This window comes from Halopseudomonas xiamenensis (assembly GCF_014219065.1).
Taxonomy (GTDB): domain Bacteria; phylum Pseudomonadota; class Gammaproteobacteria; order Pseudomonadales; family Pseudomonadaceae; genus Halopseudomonas; species Halopseudomonas xiamenensis.
Map to the genome: position 1 here is coordinate 48,586 of NZ_JACLGO010000020.1, position 22,815 is coordinate 71,400.

The 22,815-nt window shown below is 65.1% G+C and carries 19 protein-coding genes; 8 read left to right on the plus strand and 11 right to left on the minus strand.

The annotated features are described in order from the left end of the window. Window positions 1–4: 4 nt before the first annotated feature. The 11 genes from siaD to gshB form a co-directional block, all read right to left on the minus strand. Window positions 5–811 carry a biofilm regulation diguanylate cyclase SiaD gene (gene siaD / locus H6X51_RS13610; protein WP_185268035.1) on the minus strand — a complete coding sequence of 269 codons (807 nt, stop codon included), beginning with the start codon at window positions 809–811 and terminating at the stop codon, window positions 5–7. Then, window positions 808–1,200, minus strand: a complete 393-nt coding sequence (gene siaC / locus H6X51_RS13615; protein WP_185268036.1) for a biofilm regulation phosphoprotein SiaC — start codon at window positions 1,198–1,200, stop codon at window positions 808–810. The genes siaD and siaC overlap by 4 nt, the downstream gene beginning before the upstream one ends. Window positions 1,201–1,216: 16 nt before the next feature. Next, window positions 1,217–1,753, minus strand: coding sequence for a biofilm regulation protein kinase SiaB (siaB, locus tag H6X51_RS13620; RefSeq protein WP_185268037.1), 537 nt, complete (start codon window positions 1,751–1,753; stop codon window positions 1,217–1,219). A 29-nt stretch (window positions 1,754–1,782) separates the two neighbouring features. Then, complete coding sequence (siaA, locus tag H6X51_RS13625) at window positions 1,783–3,780, minus strand: biofilm regulation protein phosphatase SiaA (protein ID WP_185268038.1); 1,998 nt, start codon at window positions 3,778–3,780, stop codon at window positions 1,783–1,785. Between the two features lie 12 nt (window positions 3,781–3,792). Continuing rightward, window positions 3,793–5,064 carry a dihydroorotase gene (locus H6X51_RS13630; protein ID WP_185268039.1) on the minus strand — a complete coding sequence of 424 codons (1,272 nt, stop codon included), beginning with the start codon at window positions 5,062–5,064 and terminating at the stop codon, window positions 3,793–3,795. Window positions 5,065–5,066: 2 nt separating this feature from the next. Beyond that, the gene (locus H6X51_RS13635) at window positions 5,067–6,062 is read right to left on the minus strand and encodes an aspartate carbamoyltransferase catalytic subunit (RefSeq protein WP_185268040.1); all 996 of its coding nucleotides are present in this window, start codon (window positions 6,060–6,062) and stop codon (window positions 5,067–5,069) included. A gap of 7 nt (window positions 6,063–6,069) precedes the next feature. After that, the gene (gene pyrR / locus H6X51_RS13640; RefSeq protein WP_185268041.1) at window positions 6,070–6,582 is read right to left on the minus strand and encodes a bifunctional pyr operon transcriptional regulator/uracil phosphoribosyltransferase PyrR; all 513 of its coding nucleotides are present in this window, start codon (window positions 6,580–6,582) and stop codon (window positions 6,070–6,072) included. Beyond that, entirely contained in the window at window positions 6,582–7,022 is a 441-nt protein-coding gene (gene ruvX, locus H6X51_RS13645) for a Holliday junction resolvase RuvX (protein WP_185268042.1), read from the minus strand. The genes pyrR and ruvX overlap by 1 nt, the downstream gene beginning before the upstream one ends. After that, window positions 7,022–7,591 (minus strand): YqgE/AlgH family protein, encoded by a 570-nt coding sequence (locus H6X51_RS13650; protein WP_185268043.1) that lies wholly within the window; start codon window positions 7,589–7,591, stop codon window positions 7,022–7,024. The genes ruvX and H6X51_RS13650 overlap by 1 nt, the downstream gene beginning before the upstream one ends. A gap of 469 nt (window positions 7,592–8,060) precedes the next feature. Beyond that, on the minus strand, window positions 8,061–8,963 hold the full coding sequence (locus H6X51_RS13655) for an energy transducer TonB (RefSeq protein WP_185268044.1): 903 nt from the start codon (window positions 8,961–8,963) through the stop codon (window positions 8,061–8,063). A gap of 320 nt (window positions 8,964–9,283) precedes the next feature. After that, window positions 9,284–10,249: a glutathione synthase gene (gene gshB, locus H6X51_RS13660; RefSeq protein WP_185268045.1), complete on the minus strand. Its 966-nt coding sequence runs from the start codon at window positions 10,247–10,249 to the stop codon at window positions 9,284–9,286. Between the two features lie 223 nt (window positions 10,250–10,472). Between gshB and H6X51_RS13665 the strand changes: the two genes are divergently transcribed. The 8 genes from H6X51_RS13665 to H6X51_RS13700 all read left to right on the plus strand — a co-directional run bounded on the left by H6X51_RS13665 (window position 10,473) and on the right by H6X51_RS13700 (window position 22,697). Next, window positions 10,473–10,889, plus strand: a complete 417-nt coding sequence (locus H6X51_RS13665) for a response regulator (protein WP_185268046.1) — start codon at window positions 10,473–10,475, stop codon at window positions 10,887–10,889. 37 nt (window positions 10,890–10,926) lie between these two features. Then, on the plus strand, window positions 10,927–11,292 hold the full coding sequence (gene pilH / locus H6X51_RS13670) for a twitching motility response regulator PilH (RefSeq protein ID WP_185268047.1): 366 nt from the start codon (window positions 10,927–10,929) through the stop codon (window positions 11,290–11,292). A 45-nt stretch (window positions 11,293–11,337) separates the two neighbouring features. Next, window positions 11,338–11,874: a chemotaxis protein CheW gene (locus H6X51_RS13675; RefSeq protein WP_185268048.1), complete on the plus strand. Its 537-nt coding sequence runs from the start codon at window positions 11,338–11,340 to the stop codon at window positions 11,872–11,874. Window positions 11,875–11,961: 87 nt separating this feature from the next. Further along, entirely contained in the window at window positions 11,962–14,001 is a 2,040-nt protein-coding gene (locus tag H6X51_RS13680) for a methyl-accepting chemotaxis protein (RefSeq protein WP_185268049.1), read from the plus strand. A 59-nt stretch (window positions 14,002–14,060) separates the two neighbouring features. Continuing rightward, the gene (locus H6X51_RS13685; RefSeq protein WP_407925973.1) at window positions 14,061–14,939 is read left to right on the plus strand and encodes a CheR family methyltransferase; all 879 of its coding nucleotides are present in this window, start codon (window positions 14,061–14,063) and stop codon (window positions 14,937–14,939) included. Between the two features lie 2 nt (window positions 14,940–14,941). Further along, window positions 14,942–21,229, plus strand: coding sequence for an Hpt domain-containing protein (locus H6X51_RS13690; RefSeq protein WP_185268050.1), 6,288 nt, complete (start codon window positions 14,942–14,944; stop codon window positions 21,227–21,229). Further along, complete coding sequence (locus H6X51_RS13695) at window positions 21,222–22,193, plus strand: chemotaxis protein CheB (RefSeq protein ID WP_328795675.1); 972 nt, start codon at window positions 21,222–21,224, stop codon at window positions 22,191–22,193. Before H6X51_RS13690 ends, H6X51_RS13695 begins: the two co-directional genes overlap by 8 nt. A 36-nt stretch (window positions 22,194–22,229) precedes the next feature. Further along, on the plus strand, window positions 22,230–22,697 hold the full coding sequence (locus H6X51_RS13700; RefSeq protein ID WP_185268051.1) for a chemotaxis protein CheW: 468 nt from the start codon (window positions 22,230–22,232) through the stop codon (window positions 22,695–22,697). Window positions 22,698–22,815: the final 118 nt, after the last annotated feature.

Genomic DNA, 22,815 nt, shown 5'->3' on the forward strand with positions numbered 1-22,815 from the left:
GCGGTCAGGAAGGTATCGGTCGGGCGGCGGTGTAGGCCATGCACTGGTTGCGCCCGGCACGCTTGGCCTGCAGCAGTGCGTTGTCGGCATGATTGATGGTTTCCGAATAGCTGCTGACGTCGGCGTGACCGGCGATGCCGATGCTCGCGGTGACCCGGATGGGTTCATCCTTGTGGCGTATGGTCAGCTGCTCGATGGCATGCCGCAGGCGCTCACCGAGCAGCGCCGCGGCCTGTGCGTCGGTCTCCGGCAACAGCAGCAGGAACTCCTCGCCGCCCCAGCGCCCGCAGGTATCCTGCTCGCGCACTTCGGCATCCAGCACCCGGGCCACTTCGATGATCACGCTGTCGCCGGTTTCATGGCCGAAGCGGTCATTGATGCTCTTGAAATGGTCGATATCTATCATCGCCAGGCTGAACGGGCGGTTGTAGCGCCGGTGCAGCTCACTGGCTTCGCGCAGCCGCTCGGTCAGCAGGCGGCGGTTGGGCAGGCCGGTGAGCACGTCGTGGCTGGCCGCTTCCTGCAGGGCGATATTCAGATCGCGCATCATGTGCTGATAGCGGTCGGAAATGCGTACTATCTTCTCCAGCTGGCGCAACTGCTTGTCGACGCGGCTGACCAGTGATACCTCGCGCTCCTTGGCCAGGCTCTGGTAGGCATCGGAAATCCGCGTGATGCGCTCCAGCCGATAGACCAGGTCCTGGTGCGCCTGCCACAGCTCTGCCAGCGGCTGGTGCAGCGGATTATCCGTCGCGCTGTCCTGCAGCAGGCTGATCAGGCGCTGTTCCAGGTCATGGCCGGCGGCGGTCACGGTGTGCTCCGTTCCATGACCAGGATATCGAAGGGAAAGCTGCAGTCCTCCTTGAACTCCTCGGCCAGCTCGGCGACCCGCTCATTGCGGGCATCGTAGAACCAGCTGACGCTGATCGGATGCTGGCGGTCATGGGCGGCCTGCAGCAGATCGAAGATCTCCATCATCGCCTTGATGCTGCTGGTGTTCAGGTACAGCAGGTGCAGTTCCAGGTTCAGTGCACGGCGCGGCTGTCCGGCCAGGAAGCCCTCGATCCATTCGAAGACCTGGTTGAACAGCTCATAGGAGTTTTCCGGGTAGGAGTCGCCGCGCAGTACCAGCCTGCCCTGGGCATGCTCGCTGTGGATTTCCGGGGACGACTGGGTGGCCGGGATGTGCAGATCGATCATGATGGGGTCACTCGGTTCAGATGACAGCGCGCAGGCTGAAGAAGGCGCGTCCCGCCTCGGCGGGGCGCAGCGAAGCCTGCAGTGGTTCCGACGACTTGCGCGCGATGTCGATCAGGCCGAGGCCGGCGCCGCTGGCCGATGCCTGCCCGCGTGGCCGGCGCAACTGCTCCTTGTACAGGCTCTTGAGTTCGCTCTTGTCCAGCCCGGTCAGGGCGTCGATGCTGCTGACCAACCGCTCGCCGTCGGCCAGCTCGACCAGATTTCCCGCCGAGACCACGTAGCGCCCGTCGCTGTCACGGGATACCACCACGGTAGCGCTGGCATCCTGCTCGCTCCAGTCACGCTGGGTCATGTAGTGGCGAATGTTCTGGGTCATCTCGATATACACCGCGAACACATCCATGGACGCCGAGGGATGGGCATGATCCGCCGCCAGGTAGTTGCGCAGGGCGTTGCCGATTTCCTCCAGCAGGCTGCGGGAGATCGGGCCATTGAAACACAGCATGATCTGCTGCTGGCTGAACTGTTCGCGCATGGCGTAAAGATCGAGCATGGGCTTGGCGGCTCCTGATGGCGGCGGCTTCAGTCGAAGCGGAAAAGTAGCATGGTAATATCATCGCGTTGCAGGTAATCGCCCTGGTAACGGGCCAGGGTGTTGCTGAAGATATGCTTCTGTTCGGCCAGTGGCAACTGCGCATGTTGCCGCAACATCTCGGCGAAGCGACTGTTGCCGAAACCGAAACCGTGATCACCCCCCGCCTGATCGAGAAAACCGTCGGTGCACAAGTAGAAAGTCTGGCTGGCGTGTAGCGGCATCTGGGCGTTGCGATATTCGCCGACCCGCTTGTCGGCCAGTGCCCGCCGACCGCCGGCGATGCATTCGACCAGCTCACCATCGCTGCAGTACAGGCTGATCTTGGCGCCGGAGAAGTACAACTGGCGCGCCCGCATATCGACGCACACCAGACCGGCATCCATGCTGGTGGCCAGCGAGCGGAATTGCGGGGCGTCGCTGAGCATGCCGCGCAGGATCTCATCGGTGCGTTGCAGCATGGCCGCCGGATCGGTGGCCGGGCAGTCGCTGATCGCCTGGTCCAGCGCGGCATGTGCCAGCATGGTCATCAGCGCGCCGGGTACGCCATGCCCGGCGCAGTCGACCACACCCAGCAGGTATTGCTGCTCGGCCAGCTCGCGGAAGATATAGAAGTCGCCGCCGACCACGTCGCGCGGGCGCCAGAGGACTGCGTGGTCGTCACCAAAGATGTCCAGCAGTGACCGGTCCGGCAGGATCGAGCGCTGGATCAGGCTGGCGTAGTCGATGGAGTCGCGGATCTTCTGGTGGGCGTTGGCCATCTCGCGGTTGGCCTGCTCCAGCTTGTAGGTACGTTCCTGGACGCGGCTTTCCAGGTCCCGGGTGTGGCTGCGCACCTTGTCCACCATCACTGCGAAGGCATCGCTCAGCTCACCGATCTCGTCGTCCCGGGTGCTCGGCAGGCGTACGTCGTAGTTACCCGCCGCCAGCGCCTGTGCGCTCTGCCGCAGCTGTTTGAGTGGGCGCAGCAGCAGTCGCTCGATGCCCACGGCGAAGACCAGGGTCAAGGCCAGCAGCATCAGCACCAGGACCAGCAACAACGGCCACAGCCACTGGCCACCGATGATGTTGGCGGTGCTCAGGTCGATGGCATTGGCGATATGCCAGTTCAGCTCGGGCACATAGGTCAGGGTCAGCAACTGCTCGCGACCCTGCAGCGGCAGGTTCAGCAGCTGCAGGCTGCCAGGGTTGGCTTCGGCCTGCGCCAGTGCCTGCTGCAGGGCAGTCACCGCAGCCGCGTCGCCGACCAGGGTAGGCAGCATGGTGGCCGGCTGCGCCTGCTGGTCGGCGCCGGAGTTGAGGGCGATCAGCGAACGGTCCTGATGCGCCTGGATGGCGCCGTTGCGATCGAGGATCATCGGTGTGACCCCGGGCTGCTCGCTGGCGATGAACTCACCGATGAAGCTCGACAGGTCCAGCCCCGAGCCGGCCAGTGCCAGGGGTGAGCCATCGCTATCGCGCACCAGGATGTTCAACCACAGCCGGGTGGTGTTGAGCTGCGGGTTGTGATCGACGTTCAGGTTGTAGTTGTCGGTGGTGGCCAGCGAGCCGGTGAACCAGGCGTTGGCCGGATCACGGGTATCGATCCGGTAGCGCGGCTGGGTGCTGAACGCCTGCTCATCGCTGTTGAAGTAGTAGTTGAGCGAATCCAGCGGCGCGATGAAGTAGGCGTGGTCGCGGAAGTCGCGGCGATAGCCCTCGGCCTCGCGGAAGAACAGCTCGCGCTTGTCCGGATTCTGCTCGTCGAGCAGCCACTGGCGGGTAACCTCCGAGCGTGCGAAGCGCAGCGCCAGGGCCAGCTCGCGGGAGATCGGCGCATAGATCTTCTCGCGATTGAGCTGGGTGATATTGCCGGCGAAGGCCTCGGCGAAGTGGCCGTGCACCTTCTGCACTACCTGCCAGCCGATCAGCCCGGCCGGCAACAGCGCCAGCAGGCAGGCCAGCAGGAGCGCCAGGAGAGACTTGCCGCGCAGACCGAACGCTGCCATGGATGCTTACCCTCAGGCCTGGAATACCAGTTGACCATCGCACAGGGTGTGGCTGACGCAGCCCGGGGCCGCCTGGCCGAGGAATGGACAGTTGTCGCCCTTGGACAGCCAATGCTTGCCGATCTCGGTGGTGCCGGCCGGGTCGAACAGTACCAGGTCGGCGCGATCGCCGACGGCGATGCGTCCCGCCGGCAGACCCAGTGCGGCGGCCGGGCCGGAGGTCAGGCGGGCCAGCACCGCCGGCAATTCCAGCAGGCCATCGGCGACCAGGGTCATGGCCAGCGGCAGCATGATCTCGACGCTGCTGATACCGGGCGCCGAGGCGGCGAAGGGTACCCGCTTGGCTTCCGGTTCGTGCGGCTGGTGGTGCGAGGCGATGGCCTGGATCACCCCGGCCTGCACCGCCTGGCGCAGGGCGCGGCGGTCACTGCTGCTGCGCAGTGGCGGCATCACGTGCAGCAGGCTGGAATAGCCGTCCAGGTCCTCGTCGCACAGCAGCAACTGGTACATGGCCACGTCGGCGGTCACGGGCAGGCCGCGGGCCTGGGCATCGGCCAGCATGTCGATGGCGCGGGCGCTGCTCAGGCCGCTGAAGTGGGCGCGTACCCCGGTCTGCTCGATCAGCAGCAGGTCGCGGGCCAGGGTCACGGTTTCCGCGGTCTCGGGAATGCCGGGCAGGCCGAGGCGGGCGGCGGTCGGGCCTTCGTGGGCGACGCCGCCTTCGGCCAGCGCCGGGTCCTGCGGGGTGAAGATCAGTGGCAGGTCGAAACCGGCGGCGTATTCCAGCGCGCGGCGCAGGATGCGATTGTCCCTGATCGGCGCCAGGCCCTGGGTGAAGGCCACGCAGCCGGCATCGCGCAGGGCCACCAGCTCGCTGAGCTGTTCCCCTTCCAGGCCCTTGGTCAGGGCGCCGATGGGGAACACCCGGGTCTGGCCGGCACGCTCGCAGCGGTCGAGAATGAGTTCGGCGACCGCCGGGGTATCCAGCACCGGACGGCTGTCCGGTGGGCAGCACAGGCTGGTGACGCCACCGACCGCGGCGGCGCGGGTTTCACTGGCGATGTTGCCCTTGCGACCGAAACCCGGCTCACGCAGGCTGACGTTCAGGTCCACCAGCCCGGGGCTGGCGATCAGACCGCGGGCATCGATGGTCTGGGCGGCGACGAAGCCCTCCGGGGCCTGGCCCAGGGCGTGGATCTGCCCGGCATCGATGTGCAGGTCGGTGATCTGGTCGAACTGACTGGCAGGGTCGATAACCCGGGCGCCGGCAATGGTTATCCGCATGCTTACTGTGCTCCCTGTCTGGACTGGCGCTGGGTGGTCTGGCCGGCCATGGCCATGGACATCACGGCCATGCGCACGGCGATGCCGTAGGTCACCTGCTTGAGGATCACCGACTGTGGCCCGTCGGCTACCGCCGATTCGATCTCCACGCCGCGGTTGATCGGCCCAGGGTGCATGACCAGGGCATTGGGCCGGGCCAGCGCCAGGCTGTCGCTGGTCAGGCCGTACTGGCGGTAGAACTCGCCTTCGCTGGGCAGCAGGCCGCTCTGCATGCGTTCCTTCTGCAGGCGCAGCATGATCACCACGTCGACATCGCGCAGCCCGACTCGCAGGTCGTTGAATACACGCACGCCGTATTGTTCGATGCCGGCCGGCAGCAGGGTGCGCGGGGCGATCACGCGGATGTCCGGACAGCCGAGGATGCGCAGCGCCTCCATGTTCGAGCGGGCTACCCGCGAGTGCATGATATCGCCGACGATGGCCACCGACAGCTGCTCGAACGGCGCCTGGTGCCGGCGGATGGTCAGCATGTCGAGCATTGCCTGGGTCGGGTGGGCGTGGTTGCCGTCACCGGCGTTGATGATGGCGACCTCGGGGCAGACGTTACCGGCGATGAAATGCGCGGCGCCGGAGTTGCCGTGGCGTACCACGAACATGTCGGCGGCCATGGCTTCCAGGTTGCGCAGGGTGTCGTACAGGGTTTCACCCTTGCTGGTCGAGGAGGTCTGGATATCCAGGTTGAGCACGTCGGCAGACAGCCGCTTGGCTGCCAGTTCGAAGGTGCTGCGGGTGCGCGTGGAGTTCTCGAAGAACACGTTGCACACGGTCTTGCCGCGCAGCAGCGGCACCTTCTTCACCGCCCGTTCACCGACCTCCAGGAAGGAGTCGGCAGTATCCAGGATCTCGGTCAGCAGTTCGCGGGGTAGCCCGTCGATGCCGAGGAAGTGGCATAGCTGGCCCTGTTGATTGAGTTGCAGTTGGCTGGATTTCAGGCTCATTGGGCTCTCATGGCTTGGCTACGGGATTCAGGGTCAGTTGCAGCGGCTCGGGACCGGTCAATTTTACCCGTTGGCCGGGCGGCAGGGCCAGGCTGGCGCCGAGGATGTCGGCGCGGATCGGCAGCTCCCGGGACTCGATATCCACCAGCGTGACCAGGGTCACCGAGGCCGGTCGGCCATAGTCGAACAGCTCGTTGAGCGCGGCGCGAATGGTGCGGCCGGTCATCAGCACGTCATCGACCAGCACCAGGTGGCGGTCCTCCACGCTGAACGGCAACTCCGACGGCCGCACCCCCGGCTGCAGGCCGATCTGGGCGAAGTCGTCACGGTAGAAGGCGATGTCCAGGCTGCCCAGCGGTGCGTCGGGCAGGAAGCGGTCACGCAGGCGCTCGGCGACCCAGGCGCCACCGGTATGGATGCCGACCACCGCCGGATCGGTGCGCTGGTTGCGATCCAGCCAGGCGGTCAGTTCTTCGCCCATGCGCTGCAATAAGGGGTCGACTTCGGGCAGTGCGTCCATCATGTCTCCTTGATCTGGCTGGCCAGCCAGGTTTCCAGCAGCAGGGCGGCGGCCAGGCTGTCGACCGGGTTGTCCCGGTAACTGGCCGGCGTGCCGCGTCCGCTGTCGCGTAGGGTTTGCTTGGCTTCGAAGGTGGACAGGCGCTCGTCCACACAGTGCACCGGCAGCTGGAAGCGACCGTGCAGGCGGCGGGCGAATTTCTCCGCGCGCGCGCTCATGTCGCTGGGGCTGCCGTCCATGTTCAGCGGCAGGCCGACCACCAGGGCGTCGGGTTGCCATTCGCGCAGCAGCGCGGCGATCTGCTCCCAGTCGGGGATGCCGTCGCGGGCGCGCAGTTCCTTGAGGGGGCGGGCGTTGCCGGTCAGCGTCTGGCCGACCGCCACGCCGATCTGGCGGGTACCGTAATCGAAACCGAGCACGCGCTGGGCAGCGGCACCCATCAGGCGTGGCCCGCCTGGCTGGTGAGCAGGTTGAGATCGATACCCAGGCTGCGCGCGGCAGCCTCCAGCCGTTGCTCCGCATCCACTTCGAACAGGATCTGGTAGTCGGCCGGGCAGCTGAGCCAGACGTTGTCGACCAGCTCGCGTTCCAGCTGGCCGGCTTCCCAGCCGGCATAGCCGAGGGCGACGAAGGACTCGCTGGGGCCCTGGCCACGGCTCATGTCCACCAGGATATCCCGCGAGGTGGTCAGTTGCAGCGGGCCCAGGTCCAGGCTCGACTCCCATTGCCCGGGACCACGGTGCAGCACGAAGCCGCGCTCGCTCTGTACCGGGCCGCCATTGAATACGGTGCGCCCGCCCACTTCCAGCGGCACGCTCAGCTCGGGCGAGGTCTGCTCCAGTACGTCGCCCAGGTTGAGGCCGCTGGGCCGGTTGATCACCAGGCCCATGGCGCCTTCCTCGTTGTGCTCGCACAGGTAGATCACGCTATGCGCGAAACGCGGATCCTCCATGTGCGGCATGGCGATCAGGAAGTGGTGTTTCAGGTACGTCGGTAATGTCTGGGTCATGGCGCATAGTATTGGGTGGACGGGCGCCGAGGGCAAGAGCGAGCGGAGCGGGAAGCGTCAACAGGCCCCAGAGGCTTCCGGTATGTAGCTGGGCCTCCCCTCTCCCCCGGCCCCTCTCCCGCAAGGGGCGAGGGGTGACTCGCGCATGGAATACTGTGCTTAGCCTGCACCTATCAGCTATGAGTAGGCTCGCAGTCGCTGGCTTGCGATATCGAAGGCCATATTCCATTTGCAGCGGCAGGTAGTTATCACGAACAGTCTCAGTCGGGATGCCCTCCTGTTTTCTATGAAATCTCAGGGGTGAGTAGCACTCTTTGCATTGGCAGATATTTCAGGCTAACCGCGGCGCCTCATGCGCGAGTCACCCCTCGCCCCTTGCGGGAGAGGGGCCGGGGGGAGAGGGGGAGGTTGGCCGGCTGGCCATACACAGCAACACGGTTCGTGATGAAGCCTCAACAGACCTCGGGCTTCAGAAACTGGAGATACGGTCACCCGGCTCGAAGCGCCAGGTACGGATGATCTCCAGTACGTCGATATCCATCAGCTCGCCGGTAAAGGGTGCATAGGGCGCCGCCAGGCGGACGATGCGCAGCGCGGCATTGTCCAGCACCCGGTGGCCGGAGGACTCGAGGATCTGCACGTCGCGCAGGGAGCCGTCGCGGTTGATCGCCACCAATAGTCGCAGGTTGCCGTAGATGCCCTGGCTGCGGGCTTCGGCCGGATAGTTCTGGTTGCCGATGCGCTCGACCTTGCGCCGCCAGGCGTCCTTGTAATAGGCACCCTTGTCCTGCATGGTCGAGGCGGCATTGATGCGGTGCACCCGCGGGCGCTTGGCATATTGCTGGCGCTCCTCGGCCAGCTGCGCCTCCAGGCTGGCGATCTCCTCGGACAGGCGCGACATGTCGAAGCGCTGGCTGGCCCGCGGCGCGTCCAGCGGGTCGGGCTCGGCGGGTTTGGTCGCGACCTTGTCCGGGGCTGGCGCAGTGGTGGTGATGACCTTTTCCGGGGCGCTGGGCTCGGGTGGCGGTGCGGCCTGTTCGACCGGCGCCACCGGCTTGATCTCGCTGTCCTGGAACACACTCTGCTCGGGTGTGCTGGGCGCGGCCTTGTCATCCAGGGTGCCGCTGCCCTGCTGGTTGAACTGCGCCAGGTAGTCGGGGTTGTCCGGCTTTTCCTCGGCTGGCTGGCTGGCCAGGGTGATTTCCAGGCTCCGCGACAGCTCGCTGGGGCTGGGCAGCTCGAAGGTGATGCCGAGAATCACCAGGGCGTGCAGCACGGCCGCCAGAAACAGGGTGAACCCGAGGCGGTCCCTGGGCTCGATGGCCGGGGTGGCCGGACGAGCGGGTGATGGCGGCGTCGCTGCTGTATTCATGCTATCCATAGACGAGGCAAACTGGCGTGCAGTCTGCCCCTGTCCGGAAAAAAAGTCTACGCACTAGGGTCTGTTGACGTTTCATCATAATCCGCGTTGCAGCGTAAAAACTCGCCAGGCTAGGCGTGGGACGCAGGCAATGGTCATTCCCTTGCCAAGTCCCACAACGACGCATGGCGAGTTTTTACGCGCAACCCGAAGGGCCGGGCCTGTTTTTGCGCGATGCTGCGTTACTCGTCGTTCATTTGGAATGACCAAATTTCTCTCCTCGCGCCTTGCCTCGCGCAAAAACAGGCGCCGGCGTGGTTTATGATGAAATGTCAACAGACCCTAGGTCGCGCTTTGAGCTGTTGCTCGATGGCATCCATCAATTGCCCGCCGATATCGGTATCGTAGGCGGCATCGATCTCGCGGATGCAGGTCGGGCTGGTCACGTTGATCTCGGTAAGGTAGTCACCGATCACATCCAGGCCGACGAACAGCAGGCCGCGACGGCGCAGCTCGGGGCCGACTTCGGCGGCGATCCAGCGATCGCGCTCGCTCAGCGGCCGGGCTTCGCCACGCCCGCCGGCGGCCAGGTTGCCACGGGTTTCACCTGCCTGCGGAATGCGTGCCAGGCAATAGGGTACCGGCTCGCCATTGATCATCAGGATACGCTTGTCGCCTTCCTTGATCGCCGGCAGGTAGCGCTGGGCCATGATCTGCTGCTGGCCATGTTCGGTCAGCGTCTCGATGATGACACTGATGTTGGGATCGTCCTGGCGAACGCGGAAGATCATCGACCCGCCCATGCCGTCCAGCGGTTTGAGAATCACATCACTGTGCTGCCGGATGAAAGCGCGCAGAATATCGGCGCGGCGCGATACGGTGTTCGGCGGGCAGCACTGCGGGAAGCGTGTGGCGAACAGTTTCTCGTTGCAGTCGCGCAGGCTGGCCGGGCGGTTGACCACCAGCACCCCGGCGCGTTCGGCCGCTTCGAGGATATGCGTGGCATACAGGAATTCGTTGTCGAACGGCGGGTCCTTGCGCATCAGGATCACATCGAGACCTGCCAGCGGCGCCTGCTGCTCGCTACCGAGCCGATACCAGCACTGCGGATCGGCGAACACCTCCAGCGGGCGGATGCCGGCCATGGCCTGGCCGTCCTGCAGGTAGAGGTCCTGGGGCTCCATGTAGTTGAGCTCCCAACCGCGCTGCTGGGCCGCCAGGAGCATGGCCAGGGAACTGTCTTTCTTGTAATGGATCGCGCTGATCGGATCCATGACGATACCAATGCGAATGCTCATGGGAAATTGGGTCGCTGTCATGTTGGGGAAGTGATGGCAGTGTACCCTCTGCCCCGGTTGCGATGAAAGGATGACCGAAGTCGCAGGATGTCTCATCGCCGGGAAGGCTTTATGGATTGCCTGATAAATCTATGTTAAAAGTAGCCGGAAATGGAATTGGTCGGTCCCGGGCAGCGCCTGACCGCCCTGCAACTGACCGCCGTACATAACAAGGGCTGTGTTTATGGAAGAAAATTTCGAGAGCCTGAAGGTCATGGTGATTGATGACAGCAAGACCATTCGGCGTACGGCGGAAACGCTGCTGAAAAAGGTCGGATGCAACGTCATCACCGCCGTCGACGGCTTTGATGCCCTGGCCAAGATTGCTGACAACCACCCCGATATCATCTTCGTCGACATCATGATGCCGCGCCTCGACGGCTATCAGACCTGTGCCCTGATCAAGAACAACACGGCGTTCCGCTCCACGCCGGTGATCATGCTGTCCAGCAAGGACGGGCTGTTCGACAAGGCCAAGGGGCGCATCGTCGGCTCCGATCAATACCTGACCAAGCCATTCAGCAAGGAAGAGTTGCTGGGCGCCATCCGTGCCCATGTTCCGCAGTCGGAAAAGCACCTGGCCGGATCAGTGGGGAACTGAGGCTCCGCCGGCACAATTTGAATATCCAGGGGGAAAAATGGCTCGCATATTAGTAGTGGATGATTCGCCGACCGAGTTGTACAAGCTCAGCGGCATGCTGGAAAAGCACGGTTTCGAGGTGCTCAAGGCGGAAAACGGTGCCGACGGCGTGGCGCTGGCCCGCCAGGAGAAACCCGACGTGGTGCTGATGGATATCGTCATGCCGGGGCTCAACGGCTTTCAGGCCACCCGGCAGCTGACCAAGGACCCGGAAACCGGCAGTATCCCGGTGATCATCGTCACCACCAAGGATCAGGAAACCGACAAGGTCTGGGGCAAGCGCCAGGGCGCCAGGGACTACCTGACCAAGCCGGTCGAGGAAGCCACGCTGATCCAGACCGTGAAGTCGGTGCTCGGCCACTGACCGATGGCGCCGCTGGCGGCGGCGCACAATGACAACAGGGACGGCATGTCAGAGACAATACATCCTTTCGACCTTCTCCAGCAGCTGGCGGAACGTTGCCGCCAGCTGGCCAGCGGTCTGCCGGCGCAGACCATGGTGGCCGAAACCTGGAGTGGTGTCGGTTTCCGCCTGGCTGGGCAGACCATGGTGGCAGCCATGGGCGAGGTCAGCGAAATTCTCCATGAGCCGCGTTATACCGCGCTGCCCCGGGTCAAGTCCTGGGTCAGAGGCGTAGCCAACGTACGTGGCCGGCTTTTGCCGATCATCGACCTGAGCCAGTTCTTCGGCGCCACGGCCAGCGCGCCGCGCAAGCAGCGCCGAGTGCTGGTGCTCGACCGCGACGACCTGTTCGTCGGTCTGCTGGTCGATGAGCTGTTCGGCATGCAGCATTTTCCAGTAAGCAGCTTTACCACCTCGGTGCCTGCCCTTGCGGAACGATTCAGGCCATTTGTGGTGGGTGCCTATGTCGGGGATCAGGCATCACTGATATTCAATTTCCGGGCCCTGGCGCGCGACCAGGCGTTCCTTGACGTGGCGATCTGATCGGGGAGGGGCGGCCCGGCAGTCAGCCTGGCACGCACCAATTCAGGACTTCAAGAAGCATGCGGTAGGCCAGGTAGGGGCCAGAAAATGAAAAAGCTTGATACCAACATACTGTCCACTTTACGCAGCAACCGTAACATCAGTGGCCTGTTCGCCGCGCTGATCCTGTCGTTGATTCTGCTGTTCATCAACTTCGTCTATGTGAACGTGCAGAGTTCCTACGATACCGAATACATAGGTCACTCCGGCGAGCTGCGGGTACTGTCGCAGCAGATTTCCAAGTCGGCGACCGAAGCGGCCACCGGAACCCAGCAAGCCTTCGGCCTGCTGCTGGAGGCGCGCAACGACTTCGAGGAGCGCTGGGGCTACCTCACCGATGGGCGCGAGGAAACCGGTCTGCCGCCGACCCCGGACACGCTGCAGGAGCCACTGGCACGGGCCCAGGCCGACTGGGACAAGGTGCGTGCCAACGCCGACGCCATCCTCAGCAGCCAGAACACGGTACTCTCGCTGCACGAGGTCGCCGCGACCCTGTCCGATACCGTGCCGCAGCTGCAGATCGAATACGAGGACGTGGTTGACGTGCTGATCGACAGCGGCGCGCCGGCAGACCAGGTCTCCATCGCCCAACGCCAGTCGCTGCTGGCCGAGCGTATCCTCGGTTCGGTGAACCGGGTACTGACCGGGGATGATGACGCGGTACTGGCCGCCGACAGCTTCGGCCGTGACGCCAGCCTGTTCGGTCGGGTACTGGAAGGCATGCTGCAGGGCAACGAGGTGATCGGCGTCAGCCAGGTGACCGATCCCGACGCGGTAGGCCGGCTGGAGGAAATCGCCGATCTGTTCGGCTTCGTTGCCGAGTCGGTGGACCAGATCCTGCTGACCTCGCCGGAGCTGTACCAGGTGCGCCTGGCGGCGAACAACATCTTCACCGACTCTCAGGCGTTGCTGGACAACGTCTCGGACCTGTCCGACGCCTTCGAGAAACGCAGTGATGCGCGCTGGATCAACACCCTGCTCGGTTACCTGCTGGGTATCATCGCGCTGGGCAGCATCCTGCTGATCGGCGTGCAGATGACCCGTGAAACCCGTCAGCGCCTGGCCGAGACCGCTGCCACCAACGAGCGCAACCAGGCAGCGATCCTGCGTCTGCTCGATGAGATCGCCGACCTCGCCGACGGTGACCTGACCGCGGAAGCCACGGTAACCGAGGACTTCACCGGGGCAATCGCCGACTCCATCAACTACTCCATCGACCAGCTGCGCGCGCTGGTGGAAACCATCAACCATACCGCCCTGCAGGTAGCCGCCGCGGCCCAGGAAACCCAGGGCACGGCCATGCACCTGGCCGAAGCCTCCGAGCACCAGGCCCAGGAAATCGCCGGCGCCTCGGCGGCGGTGAACGAGATGGCGGTGTCCATCGACCAGGTATCGGCCAACGCCGCCGAGTCCGCCGCGGTAGCGGAACGCTCGGTAGCCATCGCCAACAAGGGCAACGAGGTGGTACAGAGCACCATCGCCGGCATGGACGTCATCCGCGAGCAGATCCAGGACACCTCCAAGCGAATCAAGCGCCTGGGTGAGTCCTCCCAGGAGATCGGTGACATCGTCAGTCTGATCAACGACATTGCCGACCAGACCAACATCCTTGCGTTGAACGCCGCCATCCAGGCCTCCATGGCCGGTGACGCCGGCCGCGGCTTCGCGGTGGTCGCCGACGAGGTACAGCGCCTGGCGGAACGTTCCTCGGCGGCGACCAAGCAGATCGAGGCGCTGGTGAAGACCATTCAGACCGATACCAACGAGGCGGTGATCTCCATGGAGCAGACCACCTCGGAAGTGGTCAGCGGTGCGCGCCTGACCCAGGACGCCGGTGTCGCCCTGGAGGAAATCGAAAAGGTATCCACCAGCCTGGCGGCGCTGATCCAGAACATTTCCAACGCGGCGCGGCAGCAGGCGTCCTCGGCGGGCCATATCTCCAACACCATGAACGTGATCCAGGAGATCACCTCGCAGACCTCGGCGGGTACCACCACCACGGCGCGCAGCATCGGTGAGCTGGCCACCCTGGCCGAGAGCATGCGTCAGTCGGTGGATGGCTTCACCCTGCCTGGACAGCAGGGCTGAGTAAAGCGCAGGGAGCGGCTGGATGGCCGCTCCGATAAGAGCACCGCGAGGGTCGCATAGTGCAGAGAACGCCACACTGGTCATTACAGCAGTTGCCAGACATGGACGGAGCGCAGTTCCGTCAGTGGCAGGCATTGCTGGAGCAGCGTACCGGTGTCTGCGTCAGCCAGCAGCGCCAGGCCTACCTGCAGACCAGCCTGGGCGCGCGCATGCGCGAACTGGGTATTGGCGACTACCAGGCGTACTACGAACACATCACCGCCGGCATCGACGGAGCCCTGGAATGGTCGGCGCTGATCGAGTGGCTGACGGTACGCGAGACCAGTTTCATGCGCCACCGCGCCTCCTATGATTGCGTGGCGCAGTTTCTTGCCGGGCGCCTGTCCGGCAGCCGCGGGCCGCTGCAGTTGTGGAGTGTCGGTTGCGCCAGCGGCGAGGAGGCCTATTCCCTGGCGATCATCATGGAGCAGGCGCTGGCGCAAGCCGGCCAGGACCGGCGGGACTACGGTATCTGGGCCAGCGATATCAGCCAGCGCGCGCTGGATCAGGCGCGTCTCGGGCACTACGCCGCAGGTCGCCTGGGCGGCCTGACCGGGGCTGAAGTCGAACAATGGCTGCAACCGCTGCAGGGTGGGCAATACCGGGTAGCCCCGGCGCTGCGTGACCGGGTGTGCTTCACCCGGCTGAACATCCTGGAACTGGCCCAGGCTCCGATCCGGGACCTGGATATCATCTTCTGCCAGAACCTGCTCATCTACTTCCGGCGCTGGCGCCGTCGCAACCTGCTCAACCAATTGGCGCTGCGATTGGCACCGGGCGGTATGCTGGTCATCGGACCGGGTGAAATAATGGACTGGAACAATCCCCTGCTTGAGCCGGTAGCCGATGACCGGGTACAGGCCTACAGGCGCCGGGGCAGCATGGAATGTCTGGAGTGACTATGGGTGATCGGCATGATTATGTCGCCCTCGACTGGGTTAAAGGCGAAATTTCCGAGACGCTGAACCAAGCGCGTCAGGCACTGAAAGCCTTCGTCGACAACCCCGGGGATACGACGCGCCTGCGTTTTTGCCTGACCTATATCCATCAGGTCCATGGCACCTTGCAGATGGTGGAATTCTACGGCGCGGCGCTGCTGGCCGAGGAAATGGAGAAGCTCGCCCAGGCGCTGATGCATGGCAGTTGCAGTCGCGAGTCCGAGGCGCTGGAAGTCCTGATGCAGGCGATCCTGCAGATGCCCGCCTACCTCGACCGGGTGCAGCGTGGGCGGCGCGACCTGCCGTTGCTGCTGCTGCCATTGTTGAACGACATGCGCACGGCACGGGGTGAAAAGCTGCTGTCGGAAAACGCGCTGTTCAATCCCGAGTTGAAGGCCGGCCAGGAGGCTGCGGCCGAGCGCCAGGTCGACTTCTCCAGTGAACAGGTGGTGCTGCAACTGCGCAAGTTGCGCCAGGCCATGCAGATCGCCCATGCGGCGATCATTCGCGAACAGGACGTGCAGCGCAGCAGCCAGCAGCTGGGACGGGTGTTCGTCCGCCTTGAACAGCTGTTCCAGGGTACCCGCTTTGCCGAATTGTGGGCGATCTTCGCCGGCGTTGCCGAGGGCCTGGAGTACGGCAGTATCGACAATGGTGCGGCCATCCGCCAGTTGTTGCGCCAGGCCGACCGCGAATTGCGCCAGCTGCTGGACGAGCCGGCGTTGGTCAGCCAGCGTGCACCGGCTCCCGAGCTGCTGCGCAACCTGCTGTTCTATGTGGCCAAGAGCGGTGGCAACAGCCCACGCCTCGACGCCTTGCAGCAGCACTACCAGTTGCAGGCGCTGTGGGTCGACGCCGAGCCACAGGCCCAGCCCAGCGACAGCCCGCTGGTCGGACCGGACCGCGGCACCATGCAGTCGGTGGCGCTGGCGCTGAACGAGGAGCTGCTGCAGGTCAAGGAGCGCCTTGACCTGTTCGTGCGCAGCAACGAGCGGCGCACAGAGGAACTGGACGCGCTGTTGCCGAACATGAAGCGGATTGCCGATACCCTGGCGGTACTGGGCCTGGGCCAGCCGCGGCGGGTGTTGCAGGAGCAGATCGAGCGGGTCGAGCAACTGGCCTCGGCCAGCACCGCGCCCAGCGATGCGCAACTGATGGAAGTCGCCGGCGGCATGCTGTATGTCGAGGCCAGCATGCATGGCATCTTCGCCATGGAGCGCGCGACCACCGAATCCACCGCGGAGGGTAGCCCGGTACGCCAGTTGGCCAGCGCCCAGGAGATGCTGCAGATTCAGCAGCAGGTGGTATTCGAGGCACGCAATGCACTGGAGCAGACCCGTGAAGCGATCAACGCCTTTATTGCCGGGCAGTGGGACTACAGCCAGCTGGAGCCGGTCGACGAACTGCTCAACAGCGTGCGTGGAGGCTTGGCCATGCTGCCGCTGGAGCGCGCGGCCGCTGCGGTGGCCGCCTGCCGTCTGTACCTGAGCCGGCAATTGCTGCGTGAGCGCCAGGTACCGGATTGGGAGGCGCTGGATGCCCTGGCGGATGTGATCACCAGCATCGATTACTACCTGGAGCGGGTAGCCGAGGACAATGCCGATCGGGGCGACAGCATTCTCGCCGTAGCCGAGCAGCGCCTGGCGCTGCTCGGTTATGCGCCAGCCGACCTGGAAGCGTTGCAGAGCGAGGAGCCAGAGCAGGAAAGGGCTGCGCCAGCGCCAGCGCCGGCCACCCCTGTATCGACAGCCGATGAGGGGGACGATGACGAGGTCGATCCCGAACTGTTGGAAATCTTCATCGAGGAGGTCGGCGAAGTGCTGGAGACCCTCGATGAATACACGCCCCGTTGGCAGGCCGATCTCGAGGACGGCGCATCACGCGCGGAAGTCCGGCGTGGCTTCCATACCCTCAAGGGCAGTGGCCGCATGGTCAAGGCCGGCGTGCTGGCCGAGCTGGCCTGGGCGGTGGAGAACATGCTCAACCGGGTGATCGATGGCAATGTGGCGGCCAGTCCGCCGGTATTTGCCGTGGTCAACGCGGTGCGCGCGTTGATGCCGGCGCTGCTGGAGGGCTTCGCTGCCGGCCGTCAGCAGGTGCTGCCGGAGGTCGAACGGCTGGCGAGCCAGGCCGAGGCCCTGGCCCGTGGCGAGCTGCCCGAGACGCTGCCCAGCGTCACTGTCGAGGAGCAGCCTGCCGAGCCGCAGCAGGCGGTCGACAGTATCGAGCAGCCGGACATGGCCGAGCTTGAGCTGGCAGACAGTGTCGACAACGTCGGTGACAGTATCGATCTGGACGATATCCCGTTGCCGGAGATGGAGCCGTTTGCCGGGTTGGAACTGCCGGAGGATGAGGCCGCGCAAGTGCAGCTCGAGGACCTGTCGGCGAGCGAGCCGGAGCTGCCGATGGATATCCCGCCAGCCTCCGAACTGCCAACCCTGCCAGAGCTGGAGGAGTTGCCCGCAGCGGATCTGGTCGAAGACACTGACAGTGAGCCGGATGCGATCGACGCGCCGCTGGCAGACTATCCGCCACCTGCCATGGAGCCAGCGGAACAGCCGGAGCAAGCCGCCGCGGAGCAGCAACTCGAGGCCGAGCCGGAAGCGCCGCCGACGATTACCGCCAGTGCACAGACCGAGCTGGACCCGCTGCTGCTGAAAATCTTCCGGGCTGAAACCCAGACTCATATAGAGCAGATCAGTGCCTTCCTCGACAAGTGCGAGCAGGGCCTGCCATGCCCACTGAGCGATGCCCTGCAGCGTGCGCTGCACACGCTCAAGGGCAGCGCGCACATGGCCGGTATCCAGCCGATCGCACGTCTGGCGACACCACTGGAGAAACTGACCAAGGACTTCAAGGCCAACCTGATCCCGGCCGACCATGCCTTGGTCGAACTGCTCGGCGATGCGCTGGGCATGCTGCGGGGCTGGCAGGAGCAGGACGACGCCAATCGTCCGATCGACGGCACCGAGGCCTTCCTGCAGCGGCTTGAAACGATTCACCGCGATGCCCTGGAGAAGCGCGACAGCAGCCGTTCGCAGCTCGAGGGAGCCAGCGATACCGACCTGCTGTCGATCTTCCTCACCGAGGGCATAGACCTGCTGCTGGATGCGGCGGATGAATTGCTGCAGGAGCCGGCAACCGTCGAGCATGCCGCCGTGGCCCGCGCGTTGCGTGCCCTGGCGGAGGTGGCGGTGGAAGTCGAACTGGGGCCGATCGATGAGCTGTGCCAGGGGCTGGAAGATGTCCATGAGGCGCTGCTGGGCAAGCGCCTGCCGTTCAGCGACGAGGTGGCCGCGTGTCTGGCCCAGGGTCATGAGCGGCTGATCGGCATGATGGACCAGGTCGCCGCACACCAGCATATCCAGCCGGCAACTGCCGAGTTGCAGGCGCTGCAGGCACTGTTCACCCGGCCTATCGAGCAGCCGGAACCCAGCCCGACGCCCTTGGCTGCCCCTATCGCAGATGTTGCGCAGGGTATATGGAACCCCGGCGATGCCGGTACCGATGCCGAACTGGTGGATATCTTCCTCGAGGAAGCTCAGGAAATACTCGATACCTCGGCAGCCAGCCTGCAGCAGTGGCTGGCCGATACCGACGACGATGCCCCGCTGCATGCCCTGCTGCGCGACCTGCACACCCTCAAGGGCGGCGCGCGCATGGCCGAGATTCGTCCGGTGGGCGATCTGGCCCACGAACTGGAATTCCTCTACGAAGGGCTGGCGGCGCACCGCTTCGATATCCTGCAGGGCTTGCCCGAACTCTTGCAGGCCTGCCAGGACGGCCTGGCGGAGATGGTCGAGGGGATCATCGGCGGACGTTCGATCAGCGACGGCATGGCGCTGATCCGGGCGATCCGCGATTTCCGCGCCGAGCCGGACCGGCCACCGCGGTTGCCCAGCGAGGCGCCCGTCGAGCCGCCCGCCGCCGCGCCGGTCGAGACACCACTGCTGACCCTGGCAGCGCCGGTATCAGGCATGCTGGGCATGTTCCTGGAAGAGGCCGGCGAGCTGCTGCAACCCTGCGCCGAACTGCTGGCCCGCCGCGAGGCCGAGCCGCAGGCGGCGCAGGAGCTGCTGCACCGTATCCAGACCCTCAAGGGCAGTGCCCGTCTGGCTGACCAGCAGGCCCTGGCGGAACAGGCGCGGCGCCTGGAAACGGCGTTGCAGCAGACCAGTCCCAGCGCATCCAACGGCCTGGACGCGCTGCTGGACGAACTGCAGACCGGTGTCGAGCAACTGGCCGCCGGACAGGACTTCCCGGCGGTGGAATGGACCCTGCCGGTAACCCCGGGCCCACTGGTCGAGGCGCCCGCCGCAGCAGCTGGCGCCGATACGCAGCAGACCCTGGCCGAGGTGCGGGCCATCCTGCAGCAGGCGATGGCCGGGGATCGGCCGGTGGAGGCCACGAACAGTCGCGCGTCGGTGCAGGAAACCATCAAGGTACCGGCGCCGCTGCTCGAGGAACTGGTCAACCTGGCTGGCGAGACGTCAATCTTCCGTGGCCGCGTCGAGCAGCAGGTCAGCGATATCAGCCAGACGCTGACCGATATGGAAAGCACCATCGAGCGGGTGCGTGACCAGCTACGGCGCCTGGACATGGAGACCCAGGCGCAGATCCTGTCACGCCACCAAGAGGAGATCGAACAGGCCTACGAGGATTTCGATCCGCTGGAAATGGACCGTTACTCGCAGTTGCAGCAACTGTCCCGTTCGCTGTTCGAGTCGGCCTCGGACATGTTCGACCTGAAGGAGACGCTGGCGGCCAAGAGTCGGGATGCCGAGACCCTGCTGCTGCAGCAGGCGCGGGTCAACACCGAGCTGCAGGAGGGTCTCATGCGTACCCGCATGGTGCCCTTCGAGCGGTTGCTGCCGCGTCTGCGCCGGGTGGTACGGCAGGTATCCGCAGAGCTGGGCAAGCAGGTCACCCTGGCGGTGGGCAATGCCGAAGGGGAAATGGACCGCAGCGTGCTCGAGCGCATGATGGGTCCACTCGAACACATGCTGCGCAATGCCGTCGACCACGGTATCGAAGTGCCGGCACTGCGGGCCGAACAGGGCAAGCCGGAGAGCGGCCGGATCAGCCTGGAGCTGCACCGTGAAGGCAGCGAGATCATTATCCGCCTGGCCGATGACGGTAGCGGCGTCGACCTGGACGCGGTGCGCAGCAAGGCCATCGAGCGCGGCCTGATGGACGCCGATGCCCAATTGAGCGACCAGGAAGTGCTGCAGTTCATCCTTGAGGCCGGTTTCAGTACCGCGCAGCGGGTCACGCAGATTTCCGGCCGCGGCGTCGGCATGGACGTGGTCAATGCCGAGATCAAGCAACTGGGGGGCAGCATGACGCTGTCCACCGAGCCGGGGGCCGGTACCACCTTCATTATCCGCCTGCCTTTCACCGTATCGGTCAACCGGGCGCTGATGGTGTATTCCGGCGACGACTTGTACGCCATCCCGTTGAATACCATCGAAGGTATCGTGCGGGTCTCCGGATACGAGCTGGAGGCCTACTACGCGCCGGATGCGCCGCCCTTCGAGTATGCTGGCAAGCAGTACGACCTGCGCTACATCGGTGACCTGCTGGTCACCGGTCAGCAGCCCCGGCTCAGTGGTCACAGCCTGCCGCTGCCGGTGATCCTGGTGCGCGGTGCCGAGCACAGTGTGGCGGTGCAGGTCGACTCGCTGGCTGGCTCCCGGGAGATCGTGGTGAAGAGCCTCGGTCGGCAGTTCGCCGTGGTGCCCGGTATTTCCGGGGCGACCATCCTCGGGGATGGTCGGGTGGTGGTGATTCTCGATCTGCTGGCGGTGATCCGCGCCCAGCAGGCGCTGCATTCGCAGCAGCAGCTGGCGGCCGAGCGGGCGGCACCGCAGAGCCGGCGCTCGACCCTGGTGATGGTGGTGGATGATTCAATTACCGTGCGCAAGGTCACCAGCCGCCTGCTGGAGCGCCATGGCATGGAAGTGATCACCGCCAAGGACGGAGTCGAGGCCATCGCCCGGCTGCAGGACCTGCAGCCGGACATCATGCTGCTGGATATCGAGATGCCGCGCATGGATGGCTTCGAGGTAGCCACCCTGGTACGCCACGACGAGCGGCTGAAGGATCTGCCGATCATCATGATCACCTCGCGTACCGGTGAGAAACACCGCGAGCGGGCCCGCAGCCTGGGGGTCAACGAGTACCTGGGCAAACCCTACCAGGAAGCCCAACTGCTGGAACTGATCGGCAGTCTGGTCAACCGCCGTGACTGAGACACCGGCGCCTGCTCCGGCTCCGGCGGTGGCGCTGCTGGTGGCCAGCAACAGCGGGCGCAGCAGCCTGGCGCAGGCGGTGCAGGCATTCGGTTACCGGGTGGTGTTTAACGCCCTGCCGGCGCAGGTACAGCCGGCCCAGCTGGGCGCGGTGATGACCGACCTGTGGCTGCTGGACATGGCCGAGGAGTCGCCGCTGGTGGACTGGCTGCTGGAACACAGCCCGGTGCCGCTGCTGTTCGGTGCCGGTGAAATACCGCCGCCGCAGCATGAGGATCATGTTCGCTGGCAGCGTCGGTTGTTCGGCAAACTGTGCGCACTGCTCGGCGAGCCGGCGGTGTTGCCGAGCCTGCCGTCTGCGCCGGTGCAACCGCCGCAGACGCACTGTTGTGTGTGGCTGCTCGGTGCCTCGCTGGGTGGGCCGGCGGCGGTCAAGCGCTTTCTCGATGCGCTGCCGGCGCAGTTGCCGATCGCCTTCGTCTATGCGCAGCATATCGATGCCGGTTTCGAGCAGCAGCTGCCACGCATTCTCGGCCGCGAGAACGCCTGGCATATCCGCAACTGCGTCGAGGGCAGCCAGTTGCAGCCCGGTGAGGTGCTGGTGGCGCCGATCAGCCAGACGCTGAGCTTCGGCCCGCAGGGACAGCTGCAGATGCACGACCGGCCCTGGCCGGGCGCCTACCAGCCGGCGATCGAAAGCCTGCTGGATGAGCTGGCGGTGGCTTTTGCGCCGAGCTGCGGGGCGATCATTTTCAGCGGCATGGGCGAGGATGGCGTGGAGGCCTGCGGGCGGATGCGTCGCCAGGGCATGGAAATATGGACCCAGAGCGCCGCCAGTGCAGCCTGCGCGACCATGCCCCAGGCGGTGCGGCAGGCGGGCTACAGCAGCCGCGAAGGATCACCCGAGGAGCTGGCCGTCGCCATGCGCCAATGGCTTGAACAGGAACGTCCGCTGGCCGGTTGAAACATCAACAGGCCCTAGATCAAGAGGATTCATGGTATGTCAGATGCACTGGAAAGCCTCAACGGCCTGATTATCCCGCTGGCCGGGCAGCCGTTGCTGCTGCCCAACGTGGCGGTGGCCGAGCTGGCCGGGTACCGCCTGAGCCAGGCGGCCAGCGCTGGACCTGCCTGGTTTCTCGGCTGGACCCAGTGGCGAGACCAGAAGGTACCGCTGATCGATCCGGAGGTGCTGCTGGGGCAGCCGCAGGCGAGCGAACCGCAGGTGCCGCGCACGCTTATCCTCAACGCCGTGGGGGAGCGCCAGGGGGTGAGTTTCATCGGCATGCGGATAGCCGGCATTCCACGCTCGAAGAAGGTGCTGCGTGGTGAAATCGAGGCTGCCGGTGCGCCCAGTCAGTTCATCAGTCAGCCAGTACGCCTGGCCGGCGAGCAGCAGGAGCTGCTGATTCCCGACCTGCAGGCCATCGAGCAGGCGCTGGCGCAGGCTGGTGTATTGCAGGGCTGAAGCCGCAGGCGTAGCGCAGGCGCGCTACACCCCGGTTGCTCGGCAGAGATTACAGGTAGTGCAGGTGCGCTACATCTCGGGTTGTCGAGCGCCTCGGGTCGCGCTCGACTCGACGACG